The organism is Streptococcus sp. E24BD (assembly GCF_041807825.1).
GTDB classification, from domain to species: Bacteria; Bacillota; Bacilli; order Lactobacillales; family Streptococcaceae; genus Streptococcus; species Streptococcus entericus.
On sequence record NZ_JBGTZB010000003.1, the window covers coordinates 74,783 to 87,021 of the forward strand.

At 47.4% G+C, this 12,239-nt stretch carries 11 protein-coding genes; 10 read left to right on the plus strand and 1 reads right to left on the minus strand.

Annotated features, from left to right (window positions below; translation table 11 throughout):
* The 10 genes from ACERC5_RS01350 to ACERC5_RS01395 all read left to right on the plus strand — a co-directional run bounded on the left by ACERC5_RS01350 (nt 1) and on the right by ACERC5_RS01395 (nt 11,722).
* Nucleotides 1-1,950: an FtsX-like permease family protein gene (locus ACERC5_RS01350; RefSeq protein WP_373659954.1), complete on the plus strand. Its 1,950-nt coding sequence runs from the start codon at nt 1-3 to the stop codon at nt 1,948-1,950.
* Nucleotides 1,951-1,953: 3 nt separating this feature from the next.
* Nucleotides 1,954-2,913: a S41 family peptidase gene (locus tag ACERC5_RS01355; protein ID WP_373659362.1), complete on the plus strand. Its 960-nt coding sequence runs from the start codon at nt 1,954-1,956 to the stop codon at nt 2,911-2,913.
* A gap of 39 nt (nt 2,914-2,952) precedes the next feature.
* Nucleotides 2,953-3,615 carry a response regulator transcription factor gene (locus ACERC5_RS01360; RefSeq protein WP_373659363.1) on the plus strand — a complete coding sequence of 221 codons (663 nt, stop codon included), beginning with the start codon at nt 2,953-2,955 and terminating at the stop codon, nt 3,613-3,615.
* On the plus strand, nt 3,609-4,547 hold the full coding sequence (locus tag ACERC5_RS01365; RefSeq protein ID WP_373659955.1) for a sensor histidine kinase: 939 nt from the start codon (nt 3,609-3,611) through the stop codon (nt 4,545-4,547). Before ACERC5_RS01360 ends, ACERC5_RS01365 begins: the two co-directional genes overlap by 7 nt.
* A gap of 173 nt (nt 4,548-4,720) precedes the next feature.
* Nucleotides 4,721-5,602, plus strand: coding sequence for a tRNA pseudouridine(55) synthase TruB (truB, locus tag ACERC5_RS01370; RefSeq protein ID WP_373659365.1), 882 nt, complete (start codon nt 4,721-4,723; stop codon nt 5,600-5,602).
* A gap of 254 nt (nt 5,603-5,856) precedes the next feature.
* Nucleotides 5,857-7,917 (plus strand): penicillin-binding protein PBP2B, encoded by a 2,061-nt coding sequence (gene pbp2b, locus ACERC5_RS01375; protein ID WP_373659956.1) that lies wholly within the window; start codon nt 5,857-5,859, stop codon nt 7,915-7,917.
* Between the two features lie 10 nt (nt 7,918-7,927).
* Nucleotides 7,928-8,524, plus strand: coding sequence for a recombination mediator RecR (gene recR / locus ACERC5_RS01380; RefSeq protein WP_373659367.1), 597 nt, complete (start codon nt 7,928-7,930; stop codon nt 8,522-8,524).
* A 50-nt stretch (nt 8,525-8,574) separates the two neighbouring features.
* Nucleotides 8,575-9,621: a D-alanine--D-alanine ligase gene (locus ACERC5_RS01385; protein ID WP_373659957.1), complete on the plus strand. Its 1,047-nt coding sequence runs from the start codon at nt 8,575-8,577 to the stop codon at nt 9,619-9,621.
* Nucleotides 9,622-9,952: 331 nt separating this feature from the next.
* The gene (locus ACERC5_RS01390) at nt 9,953-11,023 is read left to right on the plus strand and encodes an FtsX-like permease family protein (RefSeq protein WP_373659958.1); all 1,071 of its coding nucleotides are present in this window, start codon (nt 9,953-9,955) and stop codon (nt 11,021-11,023) included.
* Nucleotides 11,024-11,032: 9 nt separating this feature from the next.
* Complete coding sequence (locus ACERC5_RS01395; RefSeq protein ID WP_373659370.1) at nt 11,033-11,722, plus strand: ABC transporter ATP-binding protein; 690 nt, start codon at nt 11,033-11,035, stop codon at nt 11,720-11,722.
* Between the two features lie 321 nt (nt 11,723-12,043).
* On the opposite strand, the gene ACERC5_RS01400 is transcribed toward ACERC5_RS01395, so the two are convergent.
* Nucleotides 12,044-12,239, minus strand: a 196-nt coding sequence (locus ACERC5_RS01400) for an IS3 family transposase (protein WP_373659960.1), incomplete at its 5' end; no start/stop codon positions are given.

The following is a 12,239-nucleotide window of genomic DNA, read 5'->3' on the forward strand; positions in this document are numbered from 1 at the left end:
GTGTTTTACTTAAAATTAGCAGTCAACAATATCAAAAATTCTCTCACTATCTACGCCCCCTTTTTACTGGCGAGTTTAGTGCTCTATACCCTGACTGGGTCAACGCTCCTCGTCCAGTTTAGTCCTGTAGTGAGGCAAATGAAGCATGGGACAACGGCAATGAGCCTAGCTATCACTATCTTGATGCTGTTCTCCATCATCATGTCCATTTACAGCTTCAACTTTCTCATCAAGCAACGGACGCGGGAGTTCGGGCTCTACAATATGCTAGGCATGCGAAAGGGGCAAGTTGCCCTGATTGCTAGCTTGGAGCTGATTCTTACCGCCCTTGCCTTGGTTGGCCTCGGTTCTCTGGTCAGCCTTGGGTTTTCAAATCTTTTTTACCTCTTATTTGCCAACATCACCCACTATAACCAGTTGCAGTTCCAACCGGGCTGGGCAGGGCTGGTTATCAATGCCCTCTTATTCCTTGGGATTTTTGGACTCTTGATGATTCTGTCTTGGATCAAGGTTGGCAAAACCTCTCCTCTGGTGCTCTTTCGCTCCAGCGAGGCTGGGGAGCGTGAACCTCGTGGCAATATCCTGCTGGCTCTCTTGAGTGTTCTCGCTCTGGGAGGTGGTTACGCCCTGTCTTTGACCTCTAGTAAGGTTGCGGCTCTAGCGGTTCTCTTTCGTTTCTTTGTGGCGGTGATCTTGGTCATCATCGGAACCTATCTCTTTTACATGGCCTTTGTGGCCTGGTTCCTCAAGCGTCGCCGTGCTAACAAGGCTTATTTCTACCAGCCTGAGCATTTTGTCAGCACTAGCCAGATGCTCTTTCGAATTAAACAACATGCGGTTGGATTAGCTAACATCACTCTTTTAGCGGTCATGTCCTTTGTGGCAATCGCAACGACCAGTTCTCTCTACGGGTCAGCGACTGGTCAGGTTAACCGCCTCTTTCCACGCAGTGCGACGGTGACCCTATCGGGAAATAGCAGAGCAGAGGTCGAAGCCGCCTATCAGACGCAGGTTGTTGACCAGCTCGGCTATGCTCCCAAAACCGCCATCCCTTATATGACTAGCCTTATCGGTGTTAACGTAGGGGCTGGTAAGCACTGGCAAGTGACTGCTGAGACCCTTCAAAACAAGAACATCAATGCTGCCCAGTTGTCCTTTGTGGTGCTGATGACCCAGGATGACTTTCGGGCTCTGGGCAATGACCTGCCTCAGCTCAAGAGCGGAGAAACCGCCTTTTGGCTTCAGAGGGAAGAAAGCCAGATTGAAACCATTGACTTTTTTGGGCGTTCCTACCGCAATGTTAAGAATTTCAAAGACGTGACGGTTCCTGTGACGGTTAACCTCTATAGTGCTGCTGTCTGGGTCTTTAGCAGTGATGAGGAGATGATGGATGCCCTGAATGCCTTTAACAGCGGCGGTGGTTTCCAAGTCGGTGGTGGCGAGTGGCTAGTAACCTACCCTGTTCATCTGGATTTGAATGCGGAAGAAGTAGCAACCCTAGCTGCAAACTCAGAGCTTGATTTACAGAGTAAAGAGGAGCATTTGTCCATGCTGCTGGCTGAAATGGGAGGCTTTGTCTTCACAGGCTTCCTCCTAGGCACGGCCTTCTTAGCAGGTGCTGCCTTGATTATCTACTACAAACAGTACAGCGAGGGTGTCGAGGACAAGAAATCCTATAAAATCCTACAAGAGGTTGGCATGAGTAAGGCATCCGTCAAAAAGACCATCAATTCACAGGTTTTAGCCGTCTTTTTCATGCCGATTGTGATGGCGATTATCCATTTCTTGGTCGCCTTAACCATGATTAAACAGATGCTCTTGCTTTTTGGAGTAACCGATACGGTGATCGTTTATCAGATTAGCGGTCTAGCCATTCTTGTGATTCTAGTGATTTACTTTGCCATCTACAAGCTGACCAGCAGGGTCTACTATGGCATGATTGAGAGGTAAATCGTGAGAAAAGTTTTTTTGGGAATCCTTGGAACACTTGTTATCCTTGCGACGGTGGGGCTGGGCATGTTAGCTTACTTCGGACCTCGTTACAACATCTATCTACTGCCACCGAGTCCAACAAGCTATGGCTTAGCAGGTCTGGAGCAGATTGATCGCCTAGGGCTTTATGCTAGAGGTAAGGAGTGGCAGGCGATAAAAGCAGAGACTGCAGACCAGCTAAAAACCAGTACCTCCTACGAGGAGAGTTTAGCTCTGCTCAAGCCTGCCCTTGCTGTCGCAGGAGGCAAGCACAGCTTTATTCTGAAACAGGAAAAGGTCAGTCAGTCGAGCTCTGTTATGCCCAGCAGTCAAGTCTTGTCAGGGGATATTCTCTACCTCAAATTACCAGAATGGGTCAGCCTTGATCCCACAAGTTCTCAAGAGTACGCTAAAACCGTACGAGATGCCTTAGCGGCACAAGACTATCAGGGACTGATTCTTGACTTGCAGGACAATGGTGGCGGAGACATGAGCCCCATGTTGTTGGGGCTGTCGCCAGTCTTGCCAGACGGTCAGCTCTTTAGCTTTGAAGATAGGGATGGGCAACGTCAGTCGATCAACTTAGCGGGGAATCGTCTCAGCAACGGACAGACCTTTGACCTCGGTCAGGTCAAGAAGCTTGATGTACCCGTTGCAGTTCTGATAAACGAAAAGACAGGCAGTTCTGGTGAGATTACAGCCATGAGTTTTCAGGGTCTGGACAGGGCACGCTTTTTCGGTCAAGCCACAGCTGGCTATACCACAGGCAATTTACCCGTCTATCTCTATGACGGGGCTAGTCTGGTTATCACGACCAGTAAATTGGTCAACCGCAAAGGGCAAACCTATGACAACGCTCCTATCCAGCCTGATGTTCTGACCGATAAGGCGCAAGAAGAAGCCGTAAAGTGGCTGGAAAAACAGAATGAAAAAGGACAGTAAAAAGTGGCTTCTAGCCACTTTTTCAGCTATAATAAACTTATGACACAACCTAAACTTTACATTATCGAAGACGATGCGACCATTGTTGGTCTGTTAAAAAAGCATTTTAGCCAATCTTATCAGGTGCAGGAGGTGCAAGATTTCCGAGATGTTCTGACGGAGTTGACAGCTTTTTCGCCTGATTTGATTTTGATGGATATCGGTCTGCCTTATTTTAATGGGTTCTACTGGACGGAGCGGATTCGACAGACCATGACTGTACCGATCATTTTTATCTCCAGTAAGGACGATGAGGTCAGTGCGGTAACCGCCATGACGACTGGGGCGGATGATTTTATCAGCAAGCCCTTTTCGCTAGCGGTTTTGGAGGCCAAGTTGGCCGCTGTCCTGCGCCGTGTTCAGCAATTTGACAGCGGTCATCGGCAGTTTGAGGGCTTCACGCTCAGCCTCGACGGGCTCCTCACCAGTCCCACAGGGCAGATCCAGCTCAGTCCGACCGAGACCAAGCTCCTAGATCTGCTATTTGAAAAAGCCCACCAAACCGTGACCAAAGAGGCCCTGCTAGACAAACTGTGGGAGGGCGGCGACTTTATCGACCAGAATACGCTTAGTGTCAACATGACCCGCTTGCGCAAGAAGTTGCGTGACGTGGACTTTGACCGTATCGTCACCATCCGTGGGGAGGGCTACCGCCTATGCTGAGAGACTTTTTTCGTGAATACCGCTGGCTCTACCTGACCGTCGGCCTCACCATTGCTCTCTTTCTCGGTCAGTTCTCCCTTTACGGCCTGCCCATGAGCTATTTTCTCTTTAGCCTCTGGTTGGTGCTGCTCATTTTGGCTGGTCTTAGCACCTTTCTTTTCCTGTCTTTTCGGCGGAAAATGCTGGCGCTGGCGCACTATGATCGAGAGATCTTGCAGGATTTATCAGAGCCTAGTGAGCGCGCCTTTCTCACCCTCTTAGCAGAGCAGGCTCAAACCTATGAGGAGGAGCAGAGTCAGCTGACCCAAAGGGATACCCAGCGACAAGCCATCATCAAGATGTGGTCCCATCAGATGAAAATCCCCCTGTCAGCTCTGTCTCTCATGGTACAGACTGACCAGCTTAACCCACAAGATGTCCAACTTCAGCTCCACCACTTGGACACCTATCTGGCTAACTTGCTTAACTACCTCAAGCTAAGCAAGCAACAACTAGATTTTCGTTTTGCTCGTGTCGATGTGAGACAAGTGATAGTTGATTTGGTTAAGGCCTATCGGGTTCAGTTCCTTAGTCAGGAGATTTGCGTGGCCATCGAGGGAGACTGGCAGCTCGACACGGATAAAAAATGGTTCAGCTTTGCCATTGAACAGCTCCTCAGCAACGCCCTCAAGTACAACAAACCAGGCGGTGCTGTTACTATCAGCCTGTCAGAAAAAGGGCTGGTTATCAGCGATACGGGCTTGGGAATTCTGCCAGAAGACCTACCACGCCTAGGGCAGGAGGGCTTCACAGGCTACAATGGTCATGAGTACCAAAAGGCGACAGGCTTCGGACTTTACATGACCAAGACCATCCTGACCCAGCTGGAGCTTGAGCTGACGATTACCAGCCAAGTCGGTGAGGGAACCGTTGTGACAATTAGTAAATCCTAAGATTTTGGAAATAATTTTATACATAATTTAATTTATGTAAATTTCCGAGATTAAAAACAAATAGTGATAAAAAACTGCTTGCAACTGTGATGGTTAGAGGCAGTTTTTTGCTCAGTTGATAGGCTGATGTGCCTCATCTTGGTTTTTCAGTCAACTTGTGCTATACTAAACCTATGCTGTCAGGAATTATTAACTTAAAAAAAGAGGCTGGGATGACCAGCCATGACGCGGTCTTTAAGCTCCGCAAGATTCTGCATGAAAAGAAAATCGGTCACGGTGGAACGCTTGACCCAGATGTGGTCGGAGTGCTTCCAATCGCAGTTGGTAAGGCGACCCGTGTTATCGAGTACATGACGGATTCTGGTAAGGTTTACGAGGGTGAGATTACTCTGGGCTACTCAACCACGACAGAGGATGCGAGTGGTAGCATCCTTGAACGAACCCCTGTTCCAATAGATGTGACTGAAGTCGTCATCGACCAAGCCATGGCGAGTTTCATCGGACAAATCACCCAGATACCACCTATGTATTCGGCAGTCAAGGTCAATGGACGCAAGCTCTATGAGTACGCTAGGGCAGGTGAAGCTGTTGAGCGTCCCAAGCGCCAGGTGACCATTACTGACTTTAAGCGAACTAGCCCCTTGCTCAGTGACGGTGACTGCCTACGGTTTAATTTTCGTGTCGCCTGTAGCAAGGGAACCTATGTCCGCACACTAGCAGTTGACCTAGGCGCAAAACTAGGTTTGGCGAGCCACATGTCCGCCCTTTGCCGCACAGCTTCTGCAGGTCTTGACCTATCGTCCGCTCAGTCTCTTGGAGAAATAGCAGAGCTGGTTGAGCGAGGAGATTGGTCATTTTTGTTACCAATCGAGTACGGGGTTTTAGATTTACCACGTCATGACGTCACTGACGAAGAGGCGGCAGAACTCTCCCACGGTCGTTTTGTCCAGTTAGAACGGACAGAAGACCTATTAGCGGCCTTTCACGATAACCAGGTTCTGGCCATACTTGAACGGCGGCATGGTATCTATAAACCTAAAAAAGTGCTACTTTGACAACTGGTCTGATGGGCTAAGGTGTAACATGTCGATGACTTACTGAATTCTTTTGAGTAATGGCTTCTCTTAACCTGATTAACACTCATGTTTTGATGAAATATTTAATAAATGAACAAGAGGTTGGCATGTTTTTCCAACCTCTTGTTCTGTCAGTTGATAAGCGAAAATAACTTTCAGAAAATCACAGTTTTCTATGCCAAACCATCTTGATTTATGGTAGAATAGTGATAGTGTAAAAAGAAGAGGATGATATGAACAAACAGAGACACCATCGCAAAACGAAACCCCTTGGGCTGATTATTGCCAACCGCTTGAACAGCCTCTTTTTTTTGGTGGTTTTCTTGATGACAGTGCTCTTGGCCAGACTGGTGGATATGCAGTTAATCAACAAAGCTTTTTACCTTGAAAAATTAGACCGAACCCAGGTTTATACGGTAAAAACATCTCATCCACGCGGTCAGATTTTTGATGCTAAAGGCCGTCCTCTGGTGCAAAATAATATCAAAGAAGTCGTTGCCTTTACCCGTACTAATAGTCAAACGGCAGCTGAACTCAAGGCGTTAGCAACGCAACTCGCACAGTTGGTGACGGTGACAGACACAACTGTAACGCGCAGGGACAAAGTTGATTATTATTTTGCGACCCAGGACAACTACCGTCAGGTGGTAGAAGGTTTACCAGAAGACCAGCTCTATGACAAGTACGGCAATCGCTTAAAAGAAGCGACCGTCTACCAGCATGCTGTTGATGCAGTGACAGATGAGCAGATTGATTTTTCAGCAGACGAATTAACTATCGTATCGCTTTTCAGCCAAATGAATGCGACACCTGCCTTTGACACGGTTTCTCTCCGAACAGGCGACCTGTCTGCGGAGCAGATTGCGCAGATTTCAGCTGACAAGTCGTTGGATGGGTTGTCTATTCGAGCTGACTGGGATAGGCAACCCACTTCAAATAGTTTGACTCCACTATTGGGGCAGGTCTCTAGTCGACAGACTGGTTTACCTGCGGAAGAAGCTAAAAGCTATCTGGAAAAAGGCTACTCACTCAATGATCGTGTCGGCACCAGCTATTTGGAAAAATACTATGAGCCTGAACTTCAGGGAACCAAAACCAACAGAACAATTAAGCTGGACAAAGACAACACAATTGTATCAGATGAACTCACCCAAGTTGGGGAGCCAGGAAAAAACCTCAAGCTAACGGTTGACTTAGCCTTTCAAGAAGGGGTCGAAAAAATCCTTGAGCAATCCTTTCAAGCGCAGCTCACATCAGGGACGGCAATCCATTCAGAAGGGATGTATGCTGTTGCACTGAACCCGCAAACGGGTGCTATTCTTGCTATGGCTGGTATTGAGCACGATACCGAAACAGGTCAGGTCACAAAAGATGCCCTAGGCACTATTACGAAAGTCTTTACACCAGGTTCGGTTGTCAAAGGAGCGGTGCTTGCTGCGGGCTGGCAAAATGGCGTGATTGCAGGTAATCAAGTTCTGACAGACCAGCCTATCCAGCTAGCTGCATCAAAACCAATTACCTCTTGGTTTACGAGCAGTGTCGGCAGTATGCCTCTTTCTGCGATTCAGGCTCTAGAATACTCGTCAAACACCTATATGGTACAGATCGCACTCAAATTGATGGGTCAAGATTATGTGCCAGCTATTCTATTGCCCCAAACCTATGAGGTCGCTATGGCTAAACTTCGTGAGACTTTTGCGCAATTTGGCATGGGGGCAGCGACAGGTGTTGATTTGGTTGGTGAATCAACAGGCTATGTCCCAGAAGATTATGACCCTGCTAATGTATTGACAGAAAGTTTTGGGCAGTTTGATAACTACACCCCTTTGCAGCTAGCTCAGTATGTCTCGACGGTTGCCAACGGTGGGCGCCGCATCGCACCTCACCTCGTTGAAGGCTTATATAGCAGTCAAGACCCTACACAGTTAGGTGACTTAGTACAAGCTATTGAACCTCAGGTCTTAAATACCATTGCGATTAGCGATGAGGAACTAGGCATTATTCAGTCGGGCTTCTATCAAGTGGTTCACGGCAATGCCGCTTTTACAACAGGTGGTGAACTAAGTCGCGGGACATCAGCAGATATTGCGGCTAAGACTGGTACAGCTGAAACCTTTGTCACCAAAAATGGTCAGACGATTAACACCTATAATTTTAATGTCATTGCCTACACCCCAAGCAGTGAGCCAGAGTTTGCTGTGGCAGTTGTCTACCCCCACAGTACAGAGACAAATTCTCTAGTCAGCCTAAGGGCTGCAAAAGAGATTATCAATCTCTATGAAAGCATGAAGTAAAGGAGTACCTGTGTTATATCCTACGCCAATAGCCAAGTTGATTGACAGTTTTTCAAAGTTGCCGGGGATTGGCATCAAAACAGCGACCCGTTTGGCTTTTTACACCTTGTCCATGTCGGATGAGGATGTCAACGAATTTGCTAAAAATCTCCTATCTGCTAAACGGGAACTGGCTTATTGCTCTGTTTGTGGCAATCTGACAGATGACGACCCCTGTGCCATCTGTCAGGACGAGACTAGAGATTCATCGCTTATCCTCGTTGTTGAGGAGAGTAAGGATGTGTCTGCTATGGAAAAAATCCAAGAATACCGTGGACTTTACCATGTCCTGCATGGGTTAATTTCCCCCATGAATGGGATTGGTCCTGATGACATCAATCTCAAGTCCCTTATCAGTCGCCTGATGGACAGTCAGGTAGAAGAAATCATTATTGCGACCAATGCGACGGCAGATGGCGAAGCGACAGCCATGTACCTGTCCCGTATCTTGAAACCAGCAGGTCTCAAAGTCACTCGTCTGGCAAGAGGACTTGCTGTTGGTAGTGACATTGAGTACGCCGACGAGCTGACGTTGCTCAAAGCCATTGAAAATCGGACAGAAGTGTAAGGAGCTGTCTTCCAATAGCTATACCGAAAAAAAAGAAATGAGGAAATCCTATGTCAAAACAAGTGCTAATTTTACTGTACGGTGGGCGGTCAGCGGAGCGTGAGGTGTCTGTCCTGTCGGCAGAGAGTATTATGCGGGCGGTCAACTATGACAAATTTGTGGTGAAGACGTATTTTATCAGTCAAGCAGGTGATTTTATCAAGACGCAGGAGTTTACGACGACGCCATCTGCTGAAGAGAAGCTGATGACCAATGCGACTATGGGCGACAGCTCTGCTATTGCTCCAAGCAGTATCTACGAGGAGGGGGCGGTGGTCTTTCCTGCTCTGCACGGCCCGATGGGTGAGGACGGTTCTATTCAAGGCTTCCTTGAAGTTTTGCGCCTGCCTTATGTGGGGACCAATATCTTGTCGTCTAGTGTCGCTATGGACAAGATCACGACCAAGCATGTGCTGGCCACAGCAGGCATTCCACAGGTGGCCTTTGTGGCGGTCATTGAGGGGCAGGAGCTGGAGGCCAAGATTGCTGAAATTGAGGCGAACCTGACCTATCCTGTCTTTGTTAAGCCTGCCAATATGGGCTCATCCGTCGGGATTTCAAAGGCAGATGACCAAGCTGGTCTGCGTAAAGCTTTGGAACTGGCTTTCCAGTACGACAGCCGTGTGCTGGTTGAGCAAGGCGTTGTGGCACGGGAAATTGAGGTCGGTCTCTTGGGTAATGCGGATGTGAAAACAACCGAAGCAGGTGAAGTGGTGAAGGATGTGGCCTTCTACGATTACGAGGCCAAGTACATTGACAACAGAATTACCATGGCGATTCCAGCGGACATTCCAGTAGATGTCATGGCGACCATGCGCGACTACGCTGCCCAAGCTTTTCGTGCCATCGGCGGTTGTGGGCTATCACGTTGTGATTTCTTCCTGACAGAAGATGGCGCCATCTACCTCAATGAGCTCAACACCATGCCAGGCTTTACCCAATTCTCCATGTTCCCGCTCTTGTGGGACAACATGGGGCTAAAGTACCCAGATTTGATTGAAGAATTGGTACGACTAGCCAAAGAGATGTTTTACAAGCGTGAAGGGCACTTATTATAAGTAAAGGAAGAGAGGTGGGTACAAAAGTCCTTGCCTCTCCATTTGCTTTTGAGTGCTTCAAGGCGTGGCGGGAAATAGTGAGAGTGGGACAAAAATCGGTAATTCGTCAGAATTCGATGAGTTTGTTATCCCACCTCCGCACAGTTGAGTAGGTCTGAAAAAGCTGATGAAATAAGCGAATTAGAGCCCACTCAATCACTGCGCCTTGCTTGAAAATTAAAAATCACTTGAAAGGTTAGGATTTTTGTCCCACTCTCTTTTTGTGGTATAATGGTAAAATAATTTGCTTTTTCAGATAAGATATCAAGGAATAGAAACGGATGGAGGAAAGATGTTTTTAGCAATCGAAGAAATGAAGCAAAATAAGCTACGCTATGGCTTGATATTGGGGCTCTTGGTTTTGGTAGCCTATCTGGTCTTTTTCCTGACAGGATTGGCTTACGGTCTGATGCAGCAGAACCGATCAGCCGTTGACAAATGGCAGGCGGACACGATTTTTCTGTCAACAGAGGCGAATAAATTACTGGCACCATCAATAATTGATGAGGCATTAGTGGACCAAGTTAAAGCCGAAGAGAAGGCCTCACTCTTTTTCCGGTCGGGTGTTGCCTGGGCAGAAAAAAATCAAGTCAGCAATGAAGATAAGGAGCGGGTAGCCGTTTTTGGTGTCGATGCATCAACCTTTTTGATGCCTTCTATTATTGAGGGGCGGGGATTTGAAAAGGAAAATGAGGCAGTCGTTGCCCTGGAATTGCTAGAGGAGCTGGGCTTGTCGATTGGTGATCAGTTAGCCTTGGGCGAGAGCGAAAAAGAGTTGACCGTCGTGGGAACGACAAATCGCGCAACCTACAGTGTGGCGCCTGTGCTCTATCTCTCTCAAGAAACGTTTAAAAATATTTACCAGAAGGGGCAACCGATGAACCTAGCCAGTGCGATTGTGGTCAGGGGAGAAGTGACCAGCTATCCTGAGGATAGTCTTGAACAGCTTGACATACCAGCGTTTATTGATAAGCTCCCAGGATACACGGCACAGAACTTGACCTTTGCCTTTATGATTGGGTTTTTGGTGGTTATTGCAGCAGTCGTTATCGGCATTTTTATCTTTGTCTTGACAACGCAAAAGGCAGCGATTTTTGGACTGATGAAGATTCAAGGCTTGTCAACGCCTTATATCGCAAACTCTGTACTAGGGCAAACCTTGATCTTGGCTGGTTTAGGAACAGGTATTGGACTTGGATTAACTCTTCTGTCTTCCCTAGTTTTACCCTCGGCGGTTCCTTTTGAGCATAACTGGCTCTTTTACAGCGGCATTTCAGGGGGCTTGATTCTCTTTGCTCTGCTAGGGGCACTCTTCTCGGTCGGTGCTATCGTTAAGGTGGATCCGCTGGAGCATATTGGGTAGGAGGTTGACATGACTATTTTAAGATTAACAGCTGTTAGTAAAAGTTTTCAGGATGGTGATAGCACCATTGAGGCACTAAAACCAACAGACTTTGACATAGCTGCAGGAGAGTTTATCGCTATTATTGGTCCGTCTGGCTCTGGCAAAAGTACTTTATTAACCTTAGCTGGAGGATTGCAAACACCAACAGCTGGTCAAATCTTGATCAACGGAACAGATTACTCCCAGCTTCCTGAAAAGGAGCGGGCTCGCTTACGTTTTCAAGATATTGGCTTTGTTCTTCAATCGTCCAATCTCATTCCATTTCTGTCGGTGGAGAAGCAGTTGGATTTGGTTGATCGGATAAATGGCAGAGCTGACAAAAAGAGACAGCTTGAGTTACTTGAGGAGCTAGGGATTGAGCACTTGGTTAAAAAGTTTCCCAAAGAGCTCTCAGGCGGCCAGCGGCAGCGAGTTGCCATTGCACGCGCGCTCTACAATGACCCAGCTCTGCTATTAGCAGACGAACCGACAGCCAGCCTCGATACTGACCGAGCCGTTGAGGTTGTTGAACTACTGGCTAAAGAGTGCAAGGAACGTCAAAAAGCGGTTATCATGGTAACCCACGATCATCGCATGACGACCTATTGCGATAAGGTTTATGAGATGCTTGATGGCGTCTTGCGTCAAGTTGAGAAAGACAAATCTTCAGTATTATAGTATAATAGAGAGTGCATGGCACTCTTTTTTGAGGAGGAGCTGAAAGATGTTGAATTTTATCTGGTTTATCCTCACACGCCTGTTCCCGTTTCATTTGCTCACGATTCTGCTAATGGGAATCGCTAGCTTTGAAGAGTGATCGTGGAGGTGACAGCACCCTGTCGTTTTGCTCGGTATGCTGTTATCGCACGCTTAGTTGCATCCTATTTGTTACCTTGGTTTTTATGGTCTGGTCTATTTAGTGATTGGGTATCTCATCAGCTTTTTAATGGGAAATGAAAAGGCACCCCTTTTCTGTACAATTTTTATAAAGTGTTTTTGTTAAGCGATAACTCGCTTAACCATAGGTGTTTGGTAATCGAGACTACCGTGAATGCGATGATGGTTCCACGAGTGGACATAGTCCTTGGTTTTAAGGGTTAGTTCTTCTAGTGACTGGCAGGTCTCCTGGTTGATAAACTCCAGTTTGAAAGAGCGGTAGGTGCTCTCAGCGACGGCATTATCATAGGGACAGCCC

Excerpts from the sequence above, each read along its gene's own strand:
- truB (WP_373659365.1), top strand. The coding sequence starts at position 4,721 with ATGCTGTCAGGAATTATTAACTTAAAAAAAGAGGCTGGGATGACCAGC.
- ACERC5_RS01385 (WP_373659957.1), top strand. The coding sequence starts at position 8,575 with ATGTCAAAACAAGTGCTAATTTTACTGTACGGTGGGCGGTCAGCGGAG.
- pbp2b (WP_373659956.1), top strand. The coding sequence starts at position 5,857 with ATGAACAAACAGAGACACCATCGCAAAACGAAACCCCTTGGGCTGATT.
- ACERC5_RS01365 (WP_373659955.1), top strand. The coding sequence starts at position 3,609 with ATGCTGAGAGACTTTTTTCGTGAATACCGCTGGCTCTACCTGACCGTC.
- ACERC5_RS01395 (WP_373659370.1), top strand. The coding sequence starts at position 11,033 with ATGACTATTTTAAGATTAACAGCTGTTAGTAAAAGTTTTCAGGATGGT.
- ACERC5_RS01390 (WP_373659958.1), top strand. The coding sequence starts at position 9,953 with ATGTTTTTAGCAATCGAAGAAATGAAGCAAAATAAGCTACGCTATGGC.
- ACERC5_RS01360 (WP_373659363.1), top strand. The coding sequence starts at position 2,953 with ATGACACAACCTAAACTTTACATTATCGAAGACGATGCGACCATTGTT.